This is a genomic window from Pseudomonas sp. MSSRFD41 (genome assembly GCF_014230245.1).
In the GTDB taxonomy this organism is placed as follows: Bacteria; Pseudomonadota; Gammaproteobacteria; order Pseudomonadales; family Pseudomonadaceae; genus Aquipseudomonas; species Aquipseudomonas piscis.
Map to the genome: position 1 here is coordinate 63,826 of NZ_JACKZK010000012.1, position 23,258 is coordinate 87,083.

2 protein-coding genes (1 of these 2 running past the window's edge) are annotated in these 23,258 nt (G+C 65.7%); both read left to right on the forward strand.

The features are described 5' to 3' along the window. Nucleotides 1–3,498: the 3' end of a non-ribosomal peptide synthetase gene (locus H7A76_RS18775; protein WP_185699867.1), read on the forward strand. It extends 15,744 nt beyond the left edge of the window; the window shows 3,498 of its 19,242 coding nt (coding positions 15,745–19,242); its start codon lies off the left edge, out of view; it ends in the stop codon at nt 3,496–3,498. Next, the gene (locus H7A76_RS18780; protein WP_185699868.1) at nt 3,495–22,895 is read left to right on the forward strand and encodes a non-ribosomal peptide synthetase; all 19,401 of its coding nucleotides are present in this window, start codon (nt 3,495–3,497) and stop codon (nt 22,893–22,895) included. The genes H7A76_RS18775 and H7A76_RS18780 overlap by 4 nt, the downstream gene beginning before the upstream one ends. The last annotated feature ends 363 nt before the right edge of the window (nt 22,896–23,258 follow it).

Consider the following 23,258-nt stretch of genomic DNA (forward strand, 5'->3'; position numbering starts at 1 on the left):
GTCGACCGCAAGGCCTTGCCGGTGCCGGATCAGGACGCGCTGCTCAGCCGTGGCTACGAAGCGCCCCAGGGCCAGATCGAAACCCTGCTGGCACAGATCTGGGCCGACGTGCTCAAGGTCGAGCAAGTGGGGCGCCACGACAACTTCTTCGAACTGGGCGGCCACTCGTTGCTGGCGGTGAGCCTGATCGAACGCATGCGCCAGGTCGAGCTCAGCGCCGATGTACGGGTCTTGTTCAGCCAGCCGACACTCGCCGCGCTGGCGGCTGCGGTTGGCAGCGGACGCGAGGTGGCCGTGCCGGCCAACCTGATTACCCCGGATTGCACCCGCATCACCCCGCAGTTGTTGCCGTTGATCGACCTTGATCAGCCGAGCATCGACCGCATCGTCGCCACGGTGCCGGGCGGCGTGGCCAACGTGCAGGATATCTACGCGCTGGCGCCGTTGCAGGAGGGCATTCTCTACCACCACATCACCGCCGGGCAGGGCGACCCATACCTGCTGCAATCGCAAATGGCATTTGACAGCGTCGAACGTCTGCAGCGTTTTGCCCAGGCCTTGCAGGGCGTGATCGACCGGCACGACATTCTGCGCACCGCGATTGCCTGGGAAGACCTCGGCACTCCGGCGCAAGTGGTGTGGCGCCAGGCCCGGTTGCCGCTGCAAGAGGTGATCCTCGACCCGGCCGAGGGTGACGTGCTGAGCCAACTGCATGCGCGTTTCGATGCCCGCCATTACCGCGTTGATGTCAGCCAGGCGCCGTTGCTGCGCCTGGCCTACGCCCGGGATGAGCACAACGGGCGCACGGTGGCGGTGCTGTTGTTCCACCACATGGCGCTGGATCACACGGCGCTGGAGGTGGTCAGCCGCGAAATCGCCGCCAGCCTGGCCGGCTCGACCGCCGCACCAGCACCGGCCATGCCGTATCGCAACTATGTGGCCCAGGTGCGCCTGGGCATGGATGAGCAGGAGCATGAGGCGTTCTTCCGCGAGATGCTCGGCGATATCGATGAGCCGACCCTGCCGTTCGGCCTGCGGGACGTACAAGGCGACGGCCATGCCGTCAGGGAAACCGGGCAAGACCTGCCCGCCGCCCTGAACCTGCGCCTGCGCGCCGCCGCACGGACGCTGGGCGTCAGCGTCGCCAGCCTGTTCCACCTGGCTTATGCACGGGTCTTGAGTGCGGCATCGGGCAAACCGGATGTGGTATTCGGCACCGTGCTGATGGGGCGCATGCAGGGTGGCCACGGCGCCGACCGTGCGTTGGGCATGTTCATCAACACCTTGCCGTTGCGGGTGAGCCTCGATCACCAGGACGTGCGTGCCGGGGTGCGCTCCACTCACGCCCGCTTGTCGGCGCTGCTGGGGCACGAGCACGCCTCGCTGGCCCTGGCCCAGCGTTGCAGCGGCGTAGTGGCGCCTTCACCGTTGTTCAGTGCGATGCTCAACTACCGCCACAGCGCCAGCGATGGCGTCATGCACGAAACCCGTGACGCCTGGGTGGGGATCGAAACCCTGGCCGGGGAAGAGCGCACCAACTATCCGTTGGCCTTGAGCGTGGACGACAGGGGTGATGGCTTTCGGCTGACGGCGCAGGTGTGTGGCGCGGACCCGGAGCGGGTCGTGGCTTACATGCAGGCGGCGTTGTGCAGCCTGGTGGATGCGTTGGAAACGGCGCCGGGCACGACCTTGCCGCAACTGTCGGTATTGCCCGCCGCCGAACGCGAGACCCTGCTCGGGTTCAACGCCACCGACGCCGATTACCCACGCGCTACCACCGTGGTGCAGATGATCGAAGCCCAGGCCGCTCGGGACCCGGCGGCGATTGCGGTGGTGCTGGACGACCAACAGTTGAGCTACCGCGACCTGAACGAACGGGCCAACCGCGTCGCCCATTATTTGCGCAGCCTCGGCGCGGGCGCCGATCGCTGCGTGGCGATCTGCATGCCACGCAGCCTGGAGCTGATTGTTGGCTTGCTGGGCATCCTCAAGTCCGGCGCTGCCTATGTGCCGCTGGACCCCGAATACCCGGCGCAACGCCTGGCATTCGCCCTGCAAGACAGCCAGCCGCTGGCAGTGCTGGTGCAGGACGCCAGCCGTGGCGTGCTGGGCGATACGGCAATGCCGCTGGTTGACCTGGCGGAGGCCGCTTTGGCCGAGCAGCCGCTCGACAACCCGCCCGCCCTGGCCACAGCCCACGACCTGGCCTATGTGATCTTCACCTCAGGCTCCACCGGCCGCCCTAAAGGCGTGATGGTGGAACACGGCTCGCTGGTCAACCACATCGGCTGGCAAACCCAGGCCTTTGGTTTTAATACCACAGACCGCTTCCTGCAGCGGACCTCGGTGGCGTTCGACGCGTCGGTCTGGGAAATCTGGACGCCGTTGGCCATCGGTGCGCGCCTGGTGTTGCTGCCGGCCGAGGCTTCGCGGGATGTCGAGCACATGGCACGTACCCTGGTGGAGCAGGGCGTGACTATTGCCCAGTTCGTGCCGAGCCTGTTGCGCCTGCTGGTGCAATTGCCCGAGACGGGGGTGCGCTGCCGCTACCTGTTCAGCGGCGGTGAAGCCCTTGACCCGCAATTGGCCATGCAGGCCCGTGCGCTGACCAGCCACGGCATCGTCAATCTGTACGGGCCGACGGAAGCGACCATCGACAGCACCTCCTGGACCTTCAACGACCCAGGCCCACTCGATGTCGTGCCGATCGGCAAACCCATCGCCAACGCCCGCGCCTATGTGCTCGACGCGCACCTGCAGCTGCTGCCGCTGGGTGTCGCCGGTGAGCTGTACATCGGTGGTGCCGGGGTGGCTCGCGGCTACCTGGGGCGCGATGACCTGACCGCCGAACGCTTCCTGGCCGACCCGTTCAACCCGGGCGGACGCTTGTACAAAACCGGCGACCTGGTGCGTTACCTGGCGGACGGCAACATCGAATACCTGGGCCGTAACGACGACCAGGTCAAGCTGCGCGGCTTGCGCATCGAACTGGGTGAAATCGAATCCTGCCTGGTCGCCCATGCCGAGGTGCAGGAGGCCGTGGTGCTGGTGCGCAATGAGCGCCTGATCGCTTATTGCCGCGCGCCATCGAGCCTGGACATCCAGGCCTTGCGAGCGCAGGTGCAAGCGCAATTGCCGAGCTACATGGTGCCCCAGGCGTATGTGCTGCTGGACGCGCTCCCCCTGAGCCCCAACGGCAAGGTGGATCGCCAGGCGCTGCCGGACCCGGACAGCACGTTGGTACGGGTGCGCGAGTACGAGGCCCCGGTGGGCGAGACGGAAATCGCCCTGGCGCGGCTCTGGTGCGAATTGCTCGAGGTGGAGCAAGTCGGGCGTCACGACAACTTCTTTGAATTGGGCGGCCACTCACTGCTGGCTGTCAGCCTGATCGGGCGGTTACGCCAGGATGGCATCGATGCGAACGTCAAGGCGCTGTTCGAGCAACCCACGCTCTGGGAGTACGCCGAAATTACCGAAAGAATGGAGATGGTCCTGTGAGTGTTCTCGAACTGTTGGCGACATTAAAAGAAAAAGACGTTCAGCTCTCCGTCAAGGGTGACCAGCTCGTCGTACAGGGCAACAAGCAGGCATTGAAGGAGCCGAGTGTGCTCGCTTCACTGCGTGAGCATAAGGCGGCGCTGATCGCCTTGATCAATGCCGGGCAGTACAGGGCACAGCGCGCCGGGCAGGTGGACATTCCGGCCAACCGCATCGTCGCCGGTTGCTCGCGGATCACGCCGGACATGCTGACGCTGACCACACTCGACCAGGCGGCCATCGACCGTATCGTCGCGCACCTGCCCGGCGGCGCCGCCAATATCCAGGACATCTACCCGCTGGCGCCGCTGCAATCGGGGATCCTGTTCCACCACCTGTCGGCGCAGCAGGGCGATCCCTATATGCTGCAATGCGTCATCGGCATGGATAACCGCCAGTGCCTGGACGATTTCAACCAGGCCCTGCAAGGCGTGATTGACCGGCATGACAGCTTTCGCACCGCCGTCATCTGGGACGGGCTCGACGAGCCCCACCAAGTCGTGCTGCGCCAGGCACGTTTGCCGCTCGAAGAGCTCGTGCTGGACCCGGCTGATGGGGATATTCGCCAGCAACTGGAGCAGCGTTTCGACACCCGGCACTTTCGCCTCGACCTCAGCCAGGCGCCGCTGATCCGCATCGCCTATGCCCATGACCCACACAATGGGCGCTGGCTGGCCTTGCTGATGTTGCATCACATCATCTCCGACCATGCCGCGCTGGCCGTGGTGCAGCATGAAATCCAGCAATACCTGCTGGGCCACGCCGCGCAACTGGGCAAGCCGGTGCCGTACCGCAATTACGTGGCGCAGGCGCGCCTGGGCGTGACTGAACAACAGCACGAAGCGTTCTTTCGCGACATGCTCGGCGAGGTGGACGAGCCGACACTGCCGTTCGGCCTGGCGGATGTGCAGGGCGATGGCAATGCCCTGGAGGAGGCCGTGTTGGCCGTCGCGCCGACGTTGGGCCTGCGCTTGCGTGCCCAGGCCCGCCAGCAGGGCGTGAGTACCGCGAGCCTGTGCCACCTGGCCTGGGCGCAAGTGCTGGCGGCCGTCACCGGCAAGCAGCGCGTGGTGTTCGGCACGGTGTTCCTGGGGCGGATGGAGGCAGGCGAGGGCGCCGAGCACGCGCTGGGCATGCTCATCAATACCTTGCCACTGCGGGTGGATATCGCTGAACAAGGCGCCCAGGCGGCGCTCAAGGCCACCCATGCCCGGCTGAGCGCATTGCTCGGTCATGAGCATGCACCGTTGGTGCTGGCGCAACGCTGCAGTGGCGTCGCCGCACCGCAACCCTTGTTCAGTGCCTTGCTCAACTATCGTCACAGCACGCTGGCCCACGCCAGTGACGAGGCCGAAAAGGCCTGGCGCGGCATCGAATTCTTCCATACCGAAGAACGCACCAACTACCCGCTGACCCTGAGCGTCGATGAGTACAGCGACGGTTTTTCCTTTACCGTTCAGGCCTTGCCGGTGCTGGGCGCGCAACGCTTCTGCGACTACATGCATACCGCCCTGGACCATCTGATCCAGGCGCTGGAGCAAAACCCGCAGGCTCCCGTCAACCAGCTGCCGGTGTTGCCGGATGCCGAGCGCCACCAGGTGCTGGCAGGTTTCAACCAGACCCATGCCGACTACCCACGCGGGTTGACCATCCACCAGCGTATCGAACAGCAGGTAGAGCGCAGCCCCGAGGCGCTCGCAGTGGTGTACGAGGGCCAGACGCTGACCTATGCCGAACTGAACCGGCAAGCCAACCACCTGGCTTATCGCCTGATCGAACTGGGCGTGCAGCCGGACGATCGCGTGGCCATCTGTGCGCGGCGCAGCCTGGAAACCCTGGTGGGCCTGGTCGCCATCCTCAAGGCCGGCGCGGCCTACGTACCCGTCGACCCGGCCCATCCACCGGACCGCATCGGCTACTTGCTCGAAGACAGCGCTCCGGTGGTGGCGCTGGTGCAACCGGGGCTGACCGAGCGCTTGCCGGCGATGAGCGTACCGGTACTCGAACTTGACCGTCTGTTGCTGGCCGGCCCCGCGCGCGCCAATCCACGGATTGCCGGCCTGACCCCGGCACACCTGGCGTATGTGATCTACACCTCCGGTTCCACGGGTTTGCCCAAGGGCGTGATGGTCGAGCACCAGACCCTCGACAACCTGGTGAACTGGCATTGCGAGGCCTTCAACCTCAACGCCGGCAGCCACACCTCCAGCGTCGCCGGGTTCGGCTTTGACGCCATGGCCTGGGAAGTCTGGCCGGCGCTGTGCGTGGGCGCCACCTTGCACCTGCCACCGGCAGCGCAGGGCAACGAAGACATCGATGCGCTGCTCACCTGGTGGCAGGCCCAACCGCTGGACGTCAGTTTCCTGCCCACGCCGGTGGCTGAATACGCCTTCAGCCAGAACCTGCAACACCCGACCCTCAAGACCCTGCTGATCGGCGGCGACCGCCTGCGCCAGTTCACCCAGGCGCAGCGCTTCACCCTGGTCAACAACTACGGCCCGACCGAAGCGACGATTGTCGCGACCTCCGGCGTGATCGAAGCCGGGCAGCCCCTGCACATCGGCAAACCGGTGGCCAATGCCCAGGTGTACGTGCTCGACGCACAACTCAAGCCGGTGCCGCTGGGCGTCGCCGGTGAACTCTATGTGGGCGGTGCCGGGGTGGCCCGCGGTTACTTGAACCGTGCGCAAATGACCGCCGAACGCTTTCTGCAAGACCCCTTCAGCGCCGACCCGCAGGCACGCATGTACCGCACCGGCGACCTGGTGCGCTGGTTGGCTGACGGCCGCCTTGAGTACCTGGGCCGCAACGACGACCAGGTGAAAATCCGCGGTGTGCGCATCGAACTCGGCGAAATCGAGAGCTGCCTGGGCGCACATCCCGATGTGCGCGAAGCCGTGGTGATTGCCCGCGACGGACGCCTGATCGCCTACTTCACCGCGCGTGAGGCGCTGGATATCGAGCAGCTGCGCCGCTACCTGCAAGCCCAATTGCCGGACGCGCTGGTCCCGGCGGCCTACATGCACCTGGACAACCTGCCGCTGACGGCCAACGGCAAGCTGGACCGCAAGGCGCTGCCGGAACCGGATCAAAGCGCACAACCGAGCCGTGACTACGTGGCGCCGGTGGGTGAGGTGGAAGTCGCGCTCGCGCAGATTTGGGCCGAAGTGCTCAAGGTCGAGCGCGTGGGTCGCCATGACCATTTCTTCGAACTGGGCGGGCATTCGTTGCTCGCGGTCGGCCTGATCAGCCGCATGCGCCAGGCGGGCTTGCAGGCCGACGTGCGCGTGCTGTTCAACCAGCCGACCCTGGCGGCATTGGCCGCTGCCGTTGGCCACAGCCGTGAAGTGACGGTCGAGCCCAACCGCATTCAACCCGGGTGCACGCGCATTACCCCGGACCTGCTGACACTGGTCAGCCTCGACCAGGCCAGCCTTGACCGGATTGTCGACAGCGTGCCGGGTGGCGCCTCCAACGTGCAGGACATCTACCCGCTGGCGCCGCTGCAGGAAGGCATTCTGTACCATCACCTCAGCGCCGAGCAGGGTGATCCGTACCTGCTGCAGGCGCGCTTCAGCTTTGCCGACATGCAGCGTTTGCAGGCATTTACCCAGGCGCTGCAGCGCGTGATCGATCGACACGACATCCTGCGTACCGCGATTGTGCTCGAAGGCCTGCCGGCCCCGGTACAAGTGGTGTGGCGCAAGGCTGAGTTGGCTGTGCAAGAGGTGTCGCTGGAAGAGACCGGCGATGATGTGATGGCCCAGCTTGAGCAACGGTTCGGCGCCCGCCAACATCGCCTCGACCTGGCCCGCGCGCCGCTCATGCAACTGGTGTATGCCCAGGACCCGGCCCGGCAGCGTGTGGCGGCGATTCTGCTGTTCCACCACATCGCCCTGGACCATACCGCGCTGGAAGTGGTCAGCCAGGAAATGCAGGCCTACCTGGTGGACCCGGCTGTGCAACTGGCCGAACCGGTGCCTTATCGCCATTACGTGGCCCAGGCGCGCCTGGGGGTCAGCGAGCAGGAACATGAGGCGTTCTTTCGCGAGTGGCTCGGGGATATCGACACCCCGACCTTGCCTTTCGGCCTGCACGATGTACAAGGCGATGCCCAACAGATCGAAGAAGCCCACCTGGTGGTCGATGCCGAACTCGATCGGCGCCTGCGTGGCCAGTTGCGTCAGCTTGGCGTCAGTGCCGCCAGCCTGTTTCACCTGGCCTGGGCACAGGTGCTCGCGACCGCGACCGGCCAGCAGAGCGTGGTGTTCGGCACCGTGCTGATGGGCCGCATGCTCGGCGGTGAAGGCGCCGAACGGGCCTTGGGCATGTTTATCAATACCTTGCCGCTGCGCCTTGATATCGACCAGCGCGATGCCCGTGCCGGCGTGCGCCAGGCCCATGTGCGCCTCAGCGCGTTGCTGGGGCATGAACACGCGTCGCTGGCCCTGGCGCAACGCTGCAGCCAGGTGACCGCGCCCTTGCCGTTGTTCAGTGCATTGCTGAACTACCGGCACAGCACCGTGGCCGAAGCCTCCGAGCAAGTCCAGCAAGCCTGGCAGGGTATGGAAGGGCTCGGCGGTGAGGAGCGCACCAACTACCCGCTGACCTTGAACGTGGACGAGTGGGGTGACGGTTTCAGCTTGACCGTATTGACGCTGGCTCAGGTCGGCGCGCAACGGGTGTGCGGCTTTGTACACCAGGCGCTGGAGCAGTTGGTGCAGGCGCTGGAGCAGTCATCGACCACGGCGCTGCAGGCCCTGGCGATACTGCCGGCGGCCGAACGCCAACAGGTGCTGCAGACCTTTAACGCCACCACACGGGCGTACCCTTCAACGCTGACGGTGCACGGGGTTTTCGAAGCGCTCGTGGCTACGCAGCCCCAGGCACTGGCTGCCGTACAGGATGGGCAGCGACTGACCTATGGCGAACTGAACAGCCGCGCCAACCGCCTGGCCCACCACCTGCTGGGCCTCGGCGCCGCGCCGGGTGAGCGGGTGGCGATCCTGCTGGAGCGTTCCCTGGATTTGCTGGTGGCCCAGTTGGCGATCAGCAAGTGCGCGGCAGTGTATGTGCCGTTGGACGTGAATGCCCCGACGGATCGCCAAGCCTTCATGATCGAAGACAGCGGCGCCCGCTGGGTGCTGACCACCCGCGCGATCGAGATCACTGGCCACCGTCTGGACCTGGACAGCCTCGACCTGAGCGCGGAACCCGAGCACAACCCGAGCCTGGAACAGTCAGCGGAAACCGCGGCCTACATCATGTACACCTCCGGTTCCACCGGCACGCCGAAGGGCGTGCTGGTGCCGCACCGAGCGATCACACGGCTGGTGATCAACAACGGTTATGCCGAGTTCAATCCGCAGGACCGCGTGGCGTTCGCTTCCAACCCGGCGTTCGATGCCAGCACTCTGGACGTGTGGGCACCGTTGCTCAACGGCGGCGCAGTGGTGGTGGTCGATCAGGACACGCTGTTGTCCCGCGAGGCCTTTGCGACCTTGCTGCAAGAGCAGTCGATCAGCGTGTTGTGGATGACCGCCGGCCTGTTCCATCAGTACGCCGAAGGTTTGCTGCCAGTCTTCCCGCAACTGCGCTACCTGATTGTTGGCGGTGATGTGCTGGACCCAAGCGTGATCGCCCGCGTACTCAAGGACGGCGCGCCGCAGCACCTGTTGAACGGCTATGGCCCCACCGAAGCCACCACCTTCTCGACCACCTATGAGATTCAGCGGGCGGACGAGGGCAGCATTCCGATTGGCAAGCCGGTCGGCAATAGCCGCGCCTACGTGCTCGATGCCCGTCAGCAACCGGTGCCGGTGGGGGTCGCCGGCGAGTTGTACATCGGCGGGCAGGGCGTGGCCCTGGGTTATCTGAACCGTGCCGACCTGACGGCCCACGCGTTCCTGGTCGACCCGTTCAACGACGGCGGTTTGATGTACCGCACCGGCGACCTGGTGGCCTGGCGTGCTGACGGCACCTTGCAGTACCTGGGCCGTAACGACCAGCAGGTGAAGATCCGTGGTTTCCGTATCGAACTGGGCGAGATCGAAGCGCGCCTGGGTGAACACCCGCAGGTCAAGGACGTGGCGGTACTGGCGCGTGAGGATGAGCCGGGGCACAAGCGTCTGGTGGCTTATTTCACCGAACGCGAAAACATCAACATCGAAACCCTGCGCGACTATCTGCATGCCCAGCTGCCGGACTACATGGTTCCGGCCGCCTATGTGCGTCTGGACAGCCTGCCGCTGACCAACAACGGCAAAGTCGACCGCAAGGCCTTGCCGGTGCCGGATCAGGACGCGCTGCTCAGCCGTGGCTACGAAGCGCCCCAGGGCCAGATCGAAACCCTGCTGGCACAGATCTGGGCCGACGTGCTCAAGGTCGAGCAAGTGGGGCGCCACGACAACTTCTTCGAACTGGGCGGCCACTCGTTGCTGGCGGTGAGCCTGATCGAACGCATGCGCCAGGTCGAGCTCAGCGCCGATGTACGGGTCTTGTTCAGCCAGCCGACACTCGCCGCGCTGGCGGCTGCGGTTGGCAGCGGACGCGAGGTGGCCGTGCCGGCCAACCTGATTACCCCCGACTGCGAGCGCATCACCCCGGCACTGTTACCGCTGGCCCAACTGAGCCAGGCCGGCATCGACCGCATTGTCGCCTCGGTACCGGGCGGCGTGGCCAATGTGCAGGATATTTATCCCTTGGCGCCGTTGCAGGAAGGGGTGCTTTACCACCATATCCGTACCGACGAAGGTGACCCTTACCTGCTGCAATCCAGCTACGGCTTCGACAACCTTGAGCGTTTCCAGGTGTTCGCCGATGTGCTGCAAGCGGTCATCGACCGGCATGACATTCTGCGTACCGGCCTGGTCTGGGAAGGTCTGGAAAGCCCGATGCAAGTGGTCTGGCGCAAGGCCCGACTGGTGGTGCAGGAGGTCGTCTGCGACCCGGCGGCAGGTGACGTGCTGGCGCAACTGCGCGAGCGTTTCGACGCCCGTCACTATCGCCTCGACCTGACTCAGGCGCCCTTGATGCGCATGGTCTACGCCCAGGACCTGGGCAACCGGCGCATCGTCGCGGTGCTGATGTTCCATCACCTGGTCATGGACCACACCGCGCTCGATACCGTGCAGCAGGAAATGCGCAAGATCCTGCTGGGTAATGGCCAGGCGCTAGGGCATGCCGTGCCTTATCGCAATTATGTGGCGCAGGCCCGGCTGGGCAGCAGCGAAGCGGAGCACGAGGCGTTTTTCCGCGAGATGCTCGGCGATATCGACGAGCCGACCCTGCCGTTCGGCCTGCAGGATGTGCAGGGCGAAGGTCACGGTGTGGGCGAGGCCACGCACTTGCTGGACCTCGATCTCAGCCTGCGGCTGCGTGAGCAGGCGCGCCAGGCCGGGGTGAGTGCCGCCAGTTTGTTCCACCTGGCCTGGGCCCGTGTACTGGGCACCTTGTCGGGTCGTCAGAACGTGGTGTTCGGCACCGTGCTGCTGGGGCGCATGCAAGGCGGCGAGGGCGCGGACCGGGCGCTGGGGATGTTCATCAATACCTTGCCGCTGCGCGTGGATGTGGCGCAGGCCAGTGTGCGGGCGGCGGTCAAGTCCACCCATGCGCGGCTCACGGCATTGCTGGGGCATGAACATGCTTCACTGGCCCTGGCCCAGCGTTGCAGCGGAGTCGCGGCGACCACGCCGTTGTTCAGTGCCTTGCTCAACTATCGCCACAGTGCCGGGGTCGAAGACGCGGTGGAGATGGACCAGGCGTGGCACGGCATGTACCTGCTGCACGCCGAAGAACGCACCAACTACCCCATCACCCTGAGCGTCGATGACCTGGGCGAGCAGTTCAATCTCAGCGCGCTGGTGGTCTCGCCGATTGAGGCACGGCGCATTTGTGACTACCTGCTGACCGCCGTCACGCACTTGGTGCAGGCACTGGAGCAGACGCCGCAGCTGCCGTTGGAGCAGGTCACGGTGTTGCCGGTGGAAGAAGCGCGGCAAGTGCTGCAGGCGTTCAACGCCACGGCGCGTGCCTATCCCGACGGGCAGACTGTGCACGACGTGTTCCAGCAGCAGGCAGCGGCAACGCCGCACGCCGTGGCAGCGGTGCAGGGCGCGGTTTCACTGAGCTACACGCAACTTAACGCGCGGGCCAACCGCCTGGCCCACCACTTGCTGGGCCTCGGCGCCGCGCCGGGTGAGCGGGTGGCGATCCTGCTGGAGCGTTCCCTGGATTTGCTGGTGGCCCAGTTGGCGATCAGCAAGTGCGCGGCAGTGTATGTGCCGTTGGACGTGAATGCCCCGACGGATCGCCAAGCCTTCATGATCGAAGACAGCGGCGCCCGCTGGGTGCTGACCACCCGCGCGATCGAGATCACTGGCCACCGTCTGGACCTGGACAGCCTCGACCTGAGCGCGGAACCCGAGCACAACCCGAGCCTGGAACAGTCAGCGGAAACCGCGGCCTACATCATGTACACCTCCGGTTCCACCGGCACGCCGAAGGGCGTGCTGGTGCCGCACCGAGCGATCACACGGCTGGTGATCAACAACGGTTATGCCGAGTTCAATCCGCAGGACCGCGTGGCGTTCGCTTCCAACCCGGCGTTCGATGCCAGCACTCTGGACGTGTGGGCACCGTTGCTCAACGGCGGCGCAGTGGTGGTGGTCGATCAGGACACGCTGTTGTCCCGCGAGGCCTTTGCGACCTTGCTGCAAGAGCAGTCGATCAGCGTGTTGTGGATGACCGCCGGCCTGTTCCATCAGTACGCCGAAGGTTTGCTGCCAGTCTTCCCGCAACTGCGCTACCTGATTGTTGGCGGTGATGTGCTGGACCCAAGCGTGATCGCCCGCGTACTCAAGGACGGCGCACCGCAGCACCTGTTGAACGGCTACGGCCCCACCGAAGCCACCACCTTCTCCACCACCCATGAAATTCTACGTGCGGACGAGGGCAGCATCCCCATCGGCAAACCGGTCGGCAATAGCCGCGCCTACGTGCTCGATGCCCGTCAGCAACCGGTGCCGGTGGGGGTCGCCGGCGAGTTGTACATCGGCGGGCAGGGCGTGGCCCTGGGTTATCTGAACCGTGCCGACCTGACGGCCCACGCGTTCCTGGTCGACCCGTTCAACGACGGCGGTTTGATGTACCGCACCGGCGACCTGGTGGCCTGGCGTGGCGACGGTACCTTGCAGTACCTGGGGCGTAACGACCAGCAGGTGAAGATTCGCGGCTTCCGTATCGAACTGGGCGAGATCGAAACGCGCCTGGGCGAACACCCGCAGGTCAAGGACGTGGTGGTATTGGCGCGTCAGGATGAACCGGGGCACAAGCGTTTGGTGGCCTACTTCACTGAACGCAGCCGAGTGGACATCGAAGCGCTGCGCGACTATCTGCATGATCAGTTGCCGGACTACATGGTCCCGGCCGCCTACGTACGTTTGGATAGCCTGCCGCTGACCAACAACGGCAAGGTCGACCGCAAGGCCTTGCCGGCGCCGGATCAGGACGCGCTGCTCAGCCGCGGCTACGAGGCACCCCAGGGGGAAATCGAAACCCTGCTGGCACAGATTTGGGCTGATGTATTGAAGGTCGAGCAAGTGGGGCGCCACGACAACTTCTTCGAACTGGGCGGCCACTCGTTGCTGGCGGTGAGCCTGATCGAACGCATGCGTCAGGTCGAGCTCAGCGCCGATGTGCGGGTGTTGTTCAGCCAGCCGACCCTTGCCGCGTTGGCGGCGGCCGTCGATAACGGACGCATGAGCGCGGCCCCGGCCAATCGCATCAGCCTGGGCTGTGAGCACATTACCCCTGACATGCTGCCCTTGGCCGACCTGGACCAGCCTGGCATTGATCGGGTGGTCGCCGGTGTCCCGGGCGGCGTGGCCAACGTGCAGGATATCTACGCGCTGGCACCCTTGCAGGAAGGCCTGCTGTATCACCACGTCACCGCCAGCCACGGCGATCCGTATCAGCAGCACGCGCTGTTTGCGTTTGACAGCCGCGAGCGCCTGGATGGGTTTGCCCAAGCCCTGCAGGCGGTGATTGCCCGTCACGATATCCTGCGTACCGCGCTGGTCTGGGATGGCCTGGAAACGCCGGTGCAGGTGGTGTGGCGCGAGGCCCCGCTGGGGCTCACGTCATTGTCTGTGGATGAAGACGGCGACGTGGCGGCGCAAGTGCGTGAACAACTCGACCCGAGCCGTTTCCCGCTGGACCTGCGCCGCGCGCCGATGATGCACCTTGGGGTCGCCCATGACCCCCGCCAGCAACGCTGGATCGGCATGCTGGTGTTCCATCACCTGGTCAATGACGCCGCTTCGCTGGGTGTGCTGATGGCGGAAATCGAAGCGCATATGCTCGACCAGCAGCAGCGGTTGCCCGCCAGCGTGCCGTATCGCAACTACGTGGCGCAAACCCGCCAAGGCAAGGACCGCGCCGCCCATGAAGCGTTTTTCCGCGACATGCTCGGCGACTTTGACCAGCCGACCCTGGCGTTCGGCTGGCTCGACACCATGGACGCCGCGAGCAGCGAGCAAGTGCTCGGCAGCGTGCCGGCAGCGCTGGGGCTGCGGATCCGGGCCCAGGCACGTTTGGCCGGGGTGAGTGCGGCGAGCCTGTATCACCTGGCATGGGCACAAATCCTGGGCGCCATGTCGGGCCAGGATGACGTGGTGTTCGGTACCGTGCTGCTGGGCCGTCTGCAAGCCGGTGAGGGCGCCGACCGGGCCTTGGGCATGTTTATCAACACCTTGCCGCTGCGCGTGAAAATGGCCGGCCTGCAGGTCAAGGCAACACTCAAGCACACCCACGCCGGGTTGTCGGCATTGCTGGCCCACGAGCACGCACCGTTAAGCCTGGCGCAACGCTGCAGCGCGGTGGCCGCGCCAACGCCGCTGTTCAACAGCCTGCTCAATTACCGCCATATCACAGCCGCTGATGAACACAGCCAACAGGCCTGGGAAGGTATCGTCGGGCTGGAAAGCGACAGCATCGTCAGCTACCCGCTGGTGCTGGAAGTCGATGACCTGGGCAGTGAGTTCCGCCTGACCGCGCGCGCACCGCGGGTAATCGGTGCGCAGCGCCTGCTGGACTACCTGCTGATCAGCCTGGATAACCTGGCCAATGCACTGGAAATGGCCCCTCGCACGGCCCTGGCGCAACTGTCGGTATTGCCCACCGCCGAGCGCGAGACCCTGCTCGGGTTCAACGCCACCGACGCCGATTACCCACGCGCTACCACCGTGGTGCAGATGATCGAAGCCCAGGCCGCTCGGGACCCGGCGGCGATTGCGGTGGTGCTGGACGACCAACAGTTGAGCTACCGCGACCTGAACGAACGGGCCAACCGCGTCGCCCATTATTTGCGCAGCCTCGGCGCGGGCGCCGATCGCTGCGTGGCGATCTGCATGCCACGCAGCCTGGAGCTGATTGTTGGCTTGCTGGGCATCCTCAAGTCCGGCGCTGCCTATGTGCCGCTGGACCCCGAATACCCGGCGCAACGCCTGGCATTCGCCCTGCAAGACAGCCAGCCGCTGGCAGTGCTGGTGCAGGACGCCAGCCGTGGCGTGCTGGGCGATACGGCAATGCCGCTGGTTGACCTGGCGGAGGCCGCTTTGGCCGAGCAGCCGCTCGACAACCCGCCCGCCCTGGCCACAGCCCACGACCTGGCCTATGTGATCTTCACCTCAGGCTCCACCGGCCGCCCTAAAGGCGTGATGGTGGAACACGGCTCGCTGGTCAACCACATCGGCTGGCAAACCCAGGCCTTTGGTTTTAATACCACAGACCGCTTCCTGCAGCGGACCTCGGTGGCGTTCGACGCGTCGGTCTGGGAAATCTGGACGCCGTTGGCCATCGGTGCGCGCCTGGTGTTGCTGCCGGCCGAGGCTTCGCGGGATGTCGAGCACATGGCACGTACCCTGGTGGAGCAGGGCGTGACTATTGCCCAGTTCGTGCCGAGCCTGTTGCGCCTGCTGGTGCAATTGCCCGAGACGGGGGTGCGCTGCCGCTACCTGTTCAGCGGCGGTGAAGCCCTTGACCCGCAATTGGCCATGCAGGCCCGTGCGCTGACCAGCCACGGCATCGTCAATCTGTACGGGCCGACGGAAGCGACCATCGACAGCACCTCCTGGACCTTCAACGACCCAGGCCCACTCGATGTCGTGCCGATCGGCAAACCCATCGCCAACGCCCGCGCCTATGTGCTCGACGCGCACCTGCAGCTGCTGCCGCTGGGTGTCGCCGGTGAGCTGTACATCGGTGGTGCCGGGGTGGCTCGCGGCTACCTGGGGCGCGATGACCTGACCGCCGAACGCTTCCTGGCCGACCCGTTCAACCCGGGCGGACGCTTGTACAAAACCGGCGACCTGGTGCGTTACCTGGCGGACGGCAACATCGAATACCTGGGCCGTAACGACGACCAGGTCAAGCTGCGCGGCTTGCGCATCGAACTGGGTGAAATCGAATCCTGCCTGGTCGCCCATGCCGAGGTGCAGGAGGCCGTGGTGCTGGTGCGCAATGAGCGCCTGATCGCTTATTGCCGCGCGCCATCGAGCCTGGACATCCAGGCCTTGCGAGCGCAGGTGCAAGCGCAATTGCCGAGCTACATGGTGCCCCAGGCGTATGTGCTGCTGGACGCGCTCCCCCTGAGCCCCAACGGCAAGGTCGATCGCCAGGCGCTACCGGACCCGGACAGCACGTCGGTGCTGGTGCGCGAGTACGAGGCTCCGGTGGGCGAGACGGAAATCACCCTGGCGCGGCTCTGGTGCGAACTGCTCGAGGTGGAGCAAGTCGGGCGTCACGACCACTTCTTTGAACTGGGCGGCCATTCGCTGTTGATGGTCAACTTGATGGGCCGCATGCGTGAAGCCGGCTTGAAGGCGGACGTGCGCACCTTGTTCAATCAGCCGACCCTGGCGGCGCTGGCCGCATCGGTGGGGGCGAGCGAAGAGCAGGCGGTACCGGCCAACCTGATCCCGGCCGACTGCACCCGCATTACGCCGTCGATGTTGCCGCTGGCCACCCTTGACCAGGCGAGCATCGAGCGCATCGTCGCGACGGTCAGCGGTGGCGCGGCCAACGTGCAGGACATCTACCCGTTGGCACCGTTGCAGGAAGGCATCCTCTATCACCACCTCAGCGCGGTGCACGGCGACCCTTACGTCATGCAATTGCGCTACGCCTTCGAGCACGTCGAGCGCTTGCACGCGTTCAGCGCAGCGCTGCAACAGGTGATCGAACGCCATGACATCCTGCGCACCGCCGTGGTTTGGGAGGGCCTGCAACAACCGATGCAGGTGGTGTGGCGCACTGCGCGGCTGTCGGTGCAGCGTGCGTCGCCGGATATCCGCCAGCCACGCCTGGACCTGACCCAGGCGCCGATGATGCAGCTGCTGTATGCCGAAGAGGCCAGCGATGGCCGCGTGGTCGCCACGCTGTTGTTCCATCACATGATCCTCGATCACGTGGCCATGGAGGTGGTGCAGCAGGAAATGCAAGCCTTCCTCATGGGCGAGACGGCACAGCTGCAGGCCCCGGTACCGTACCGCAACTATGTGGCGCAAACCCGCCTGGGGCAGGGCGAGCAGGCGCACGAGCGGTTCTTCCGCGAACAGCTGGCGGACATCGAGGAGCCCACCCTGGCCTTTGGTCTGCAAGGGATGGCCGATGACGAGCCGGTGGAGGAAGCCTATGTGCCGCTGGACGCCGAGCTGAGTCGGCGCCTGCGGGTGCAGACGCGGCAACTGGGCGTCAGCCCCGCCAGCCTGTTCCACCTGGCGTGGGCTCAGGTGCTGGGTGTGGTGTCGAGTACCGAACGCGTGGTGTTCGGCACGGTGCTGATGGGCCGCATGCAAGGCGGCGACGGGGCGGAGCGGGCGCTGGGGATGTTTATCAATACCCTGCCGTTGCGTGTCGACCTGGGAGGTGTCGGCGTGCAAGCTGCGCTCAAGGCCACCCATGCGCGGCTCAACGGCCTGCTGGCCCACGAGCATGCCTCGCTGGCCCTGGCGCAACGTTGCAGCAGCGTCGCGCAATCCACGGCGCTGTTCAGTGCCTTGCTCAACTATCGGCACAGCCATGGCGCGCCGGTGTCCGCTGCCGAAGCCGAGGCCTGGCAAGGCATGCAGCTGTTGCAGGCGCAGGAACACAGCAACTACCCGCTGACCTTGAGCGTCAACGATCAGGGCCAGGAGTTCAGCCTCAGCGCGCTGGTGGTGGCCTCGGTGGGCGCGCAGCGCATCTGCGACTATGTCGTGGGGGTGGTCGAGGGCCTGGTACAGGCGCTCGAGCACGCAGCGGACACGCCGATGCATCACCTGTCGATCCTGCCGGCTCATGAACGCCAGCAATTGTTGAACGGATTCAACGCCACGCGGATCGACTTCCCCGTCGGGCACACCCTTCACCAGCGTTTTGAAACCCAGGTCGAGCTGTACCCCCACGCGCTGGCCGTGGTGTACCAGGGCCAAAGCCTGACGTACAGCGAGTTGAACCGGCAGGCCAATCAGCTGGCGCACCAGTTGCTCGAACTGGGCGTGCGGCCCGACGATCGCGTGGCCATCTGCGCGCGGCGCAGCCTGGAAATGCTGGTCGGGCTGGTGGCGATTCTCAAGGCGGGCGCGTGCTATGTACCGATCGACCCGGCGCACCCGGCCGAACGCTTGAGTTACCTGCTGGAGGACAGCACACCCGTGGCCGTGCTGATCCAGCCCGTCCTGGCGCCGCGCCTGCCGAACGTGACCGCGCCAGTGCTGGAGCTGGACAGTCGCCTGTGGCAAGGGCCGTCGAAGGGTAACCCGCAGATCAAAGGGCTCACCCCGGCGCACCTGGCGTACGTGATCTACACCTCCGGATCGACCGGGCTGCCCAAGGGCGTGATGGTTGAGCACCAGACCCTGGAAAACCTGGTGAACTGGCACTGCGACGCGTTTGAGCTGCGGCACGGGAGCCACACCTCCAGCGTTGCCGGGTTCGGTTTTGACGCCATGGCCTGGGAAGTCTGGCCAGCCCTGTGCGTGGGCGCCACCCTGCACCTGCCACCGGCCCGGGAGGGCGGCGAAGACATCGATGCGCTGCTCAAGTGGTGGCTGGCGCAGCCGCTGGATGTGAGCTTCCTGCCCACGCCGGTGGCGGAGTACGCCTTCAGCCAGAACCTGCAACACCCGACCCTCAAGACCCTGTTGGTCGGTGGCGACCGCCTGCGTCAGTTCCACACGCCACAGCGCTGCAAACTGGTCAACAACTATGGCCCGACCGAAGCCACGGTGGTTGCCACCTCCGGCGTGGTCGAGGCCGGCCAGGCGCTGCATATCGGCAGGCCGGTGGCCAACACCCAGGTGTATCTGCTGGACGCGCAGCAACAGCCGGTGCCCGTCGGTGTTGCCGGCGAGCTGTACGTGGCCGGGGCCGGGGTGGCGCGCGGTTACCTGAACCGTGCGCAAATGACCGCCGAACGCTTCCTCAAGGACCCGTTCAGCCACGACCCGCAGGCGCGCATGTACCGCACCGGCGACCTGGCGCGCTGGTTGCCGGACGGCACGCTGGATTACCTGGGGCGCAACGATGACCAGGTGAAGATCCGCGGTGTGCGCATCGAACTGGGGGAAATCGAAACCCGCCTGGGCGAGCATGCCCAGGTTCGCGAAGCCGTGGTGCTGGCGCGGGAGGCGCGCCTGGTCGCTTACTTCACCGAGACGCAAGCCGTGTCGATCGAGGACTTGCGCAGTTGGTTGCAGGCGCAATTGCCCGAGTACATGGTGCCGAGCGCCTATGTGCGGCTCGACCATATGCCGCTCACCGCCAACGGCAAGCTCGACCGCCGGGCGCTGCCGGAACCGGGGCTGGATGCGCTGACCAGCCGTGGCTATGAAGCACCTGAAGGGGCAGTGGAAACCACCCTGGCGCAGATCTGGGCCGAAGTGCTCAAGCTGGAGCAGGTGGGGCGTCACGACAACTTCTTCGAACTGGGCGGGCATTCATTGCTGGCGGTGGGCCTGGTGGAACGGATGCGCCAGGCCGGGTTGCAGGCCGATGTCCGCGTGTTGTTCAGCCAGCCAACCCTGGCGGCGCTCGCCGCTTCCGTGGGCGCCGGTCACGAAGTAGCGGTGCCGCGCAATCGCATCGAGCCGGGTTGCACGCACATCACCCCGGACCTGCTGCCCCTGGCCACACTGGATCAGGCGAGTATCGAGCGGATTGTCGCCAGTGTCCCGGGCGGCGTGGCCAACGTGCAGGACATCTATGCCCTGGCACCGCTGCAGGAGGGCTTGCTGTACCACCATATCAGCGCCGAACAGGGCGACCCGTACCAGCAACATGCGCTGTTCGCGTTCGACAGCCGCCAGCGCCTGGAAGGGTTCGCCCAGGCCCTGCAACGGGTGATCGCGCGCCATGACATCCTGCGTACCAGCCTGTTCTGGGAGCGACTGGAAGCACCGGTGCAAGTGGTCTGGCGCGAGGCGCCACTGACGGTTGAGGCGTTCATCCCGCAAGCGGGCGAGGTGCTGGCGCAACTGCGCGAACACTTCAGCCCGGGGCGTCACCGCATGGACATCCGCCAGGCACCGATGATGCATCTGGGCTTCGCCCATGATCCGCAGCATCAGCGCTGGATCGGCATGCTCAGCTTCCACCACCTGGTCAACGACGCCACGTCCATGGGCGTGCTGGTGGCGGAAATCGAAGCGCACATGAGTGGTTGTGAGGCGCAACTCGGGGCTTCGGTGCCGTACCGCAACTATGTCGCCCAGGCCATGCAGGGCAAGGATCGCGCGGCCCATGAGGCGTTCTTTGCCCAAATGCTCGGCGACGTCGACGAGCCGACGCTGCCGTTTGGCGTGCAACGCATCGACAGCGCGCGGGACCCCAGCGAAGAAGCCGAACACTGGCTGGGCGCGGCGTTCAGCCAGCGTCTGCGCCGGCAGGCGCGACAACTGGGCGTCAGTGCGGCCAGCCTGTATCACTGGGCATGGGCGCAGGTGGTCGGCGCGCTGTCGGCGCGCGACGACGTGGTGTTCGGCACGGTGTTGCTCGGTCGCTTGCAGGCCGGCGAGGGCGCCGACCGCTCCCTGGGCATGTTCATCAATACGTTGCCGCTGCGTGTGCGCCTGACCGATGACAGTGTGTCGGTGGCCGTCAAGCGTACCCATGCCGCCTTGAGCCAGTTGCTCGCCCATGAGCATGCGTCGTTGACCCTGGCTCAACGCTGCAGTGGGGTTGCCGCGCCGGCGCCGTTGTTCAGTGCCTTGCTCAATTACCGTCACGGTTCGGCCAGCGCCAGCGACGCCAGCCGGGCGGCCTGGGAAGGGATCGAAATGATCGGCGGTGAAGGGGTCGACAGCTATCCGTTGATTCTTTCGGTGGACGACGTGGGCGAGGACTTCAAGGTCAATGCCCTGGCGCCGCAGTCGGTCGGTGCCCAGCGCGTGCTGGGGTACATGACCACGGTGCTGGGCGATCTGCTCGATGCCCTGGAGCAGGCCCCCCATGCCGCTTTCCAGCACCCGTCGATCCTGCCCGCGGAGGAGCGCAGGCAAGTGCTGCACGGGTTCAATGCCACCGTACGTGACTATCCGGCGAGCCTGCCGGTGCACCAGGTGTTCGAGTCGTGGGCACAGGCGCAGCCGCAGGCCGTGGCGGCGGTGCATGGCGAGCAACAGGTGAGCTATGCCCAATTGAACGCCCGTGCCAACCGTCTGGCCCATCACCTGGCCAGCCTGGGGATGCCGGCGGGTTCAAGCGTGGCGGTGCTGCTGGAGCGTTCGATTGACCTGCTCGTGAGCCAACTGGCCCTGAGCAAATGCGCGCTGGTGTATGTGCCGCTGGACGTCAATGCCCCCGTCGAACGCCAGGCCTTCATGCTCAGCGACAGCCAGGCGACGTTACTGTTAAGCCACGCCGGGCTGGGCAAGGCGTTGCAGGTGCAGCGGCTCGATCTGGACCAGACGCACTTGGGCCACTGGTCTGATGACAATCCGGCGGCAGTGGTCAGCAGCGAGGCGGCAGCGTACATCATGTACACCTCCGGCTCTACCGGTACGCCCAAGGGTGTGCGGGTGCCGCATCGCGCCATCACACGACTGGTGATCAATAACGGTTATGCCGATTTCAATCAGCACGACCGCGTGGCGTTCGCGTCCAACCCGGCATTTGACGCCAGCACCCTGGAAGTCTGGGCGCCGTTGCTCAATGGCGGCGCGGTGGTGGTGATCGACCAGGACACGCTGTTGGCGCAACAGCCGTTTGCCGCTCTGTTGCAGCAGCAGGCCGTCAGCGTGCTGTGGATGACCGCCGGGTTGTTCCATCAGTACGCCGAGGGTTTGCTGCCGGCCTTTGCCCGCCTGCGCTACCTGATCGTCGGCGGCGATGTGCTGGACCCGAGCGTGATTGCCCGGGTACTCAAGGGCGGTGCCCCTAGGCATCTGCTGAACGGGTATGGCCCGACAGAGGCCACGACCTTCTCGACCACCCATGAGATCACCCGGGCGGACGAGGGCAGCATTCCGATTGGCAAACCGGTCGGCAACAGCCGCGCTTATGTGCTGGATGCGCATCGGCAACCGGTGCCGGTCGGGGTGACCGGCGAGCTGTATGTCGGTGGCCAGGGTGTGGCGCTGGGGTACCTCAACCGGGCTGAATTGACGGCGGAGAAATTCCTCGCCGACCCGTTCAGCGACGGCGGCCTGATGTACCGCACCGGCGACCTGGTGGCCTGGCGCGCCGACGGTACGTTGCAGTATCAGGGGCGCAACGACCAGCAGGTGAAGATCCGTGGCTTCCGTATCGAGCTGGGCGAGATCGAAACCCGCTTGGCCGGCTGCCCCGGCGTCAAGGAGGCCGTGGTGCTGGCCCGCCAGGACGAGCCAGGGCACAAGCGTCTGGTGGCCTATTTTACCGAACGCGAAAGCCTGGATATCGAGGCTCTGCGCGCCCGCCTGCAGGGGCAGTTGCCGGAGTACATGGTGCCGGCCGCCTATGTACGCCTGGACAGCCTGCCGCTGACCGGCAACGGCAAGGTCGACCGTAAGGCCTTGCCGGCGCCGGACCAGGACGCGGTGCTCAGCCGTGCCTACGAGGCGCCCGAGGGACCGGTGGAAGTGGCATTGGCGCAGCTGTGGCAAACGCTGCTCAAGGTTGAACGGGTGGGGCGTCATGACCACTTCTTCGAGCTGGGTGGGCATTCGTTGCTGGCGGTCAGCCTGGTTGAGCAGATGCGCAAGCAAGGGCTGGACGCTGACTTGCGTGTGCTGCTCGCCCAACCGACGCTGGCCGCCATGGCGGCAGCGGTGGGGCAGGTGGAGCACGTGGTGGTGCCGCAGTCCAGCGTGCCGACCCTTGAGCGCAAGCGGCGCATTTGACGCGATGCGCAACAGCTCCCCTGTGGGAGCTGTTGTGCTTTGGCCGGAAGGCTCCCGCATGGGCGCTTCGGTGTGGCCAATCTCGCTGGCATGAACCTTTAACCGTGGGAGCCGGGCAAACCGGCTGCCGCGTGTTTATCCGCTGGGCCCCCGCGCATTGTCCCGACTTCCCCTGACATACACCTCAGTGCGGATGTTTTAGTTTTCCTGCCCTGTGGGGAGGTCTGTGGCACGCATTCATCCCATCACTTTTTGCACCTGTCGGCAGCGGCGCCTCAGCCCATGGAAGGCATGCGCCGACGCTCGATGCCCGGTTTTTCGGTTACGCACGACGTCGGGCTTTTTTCGTCATTGTTTTCGAAT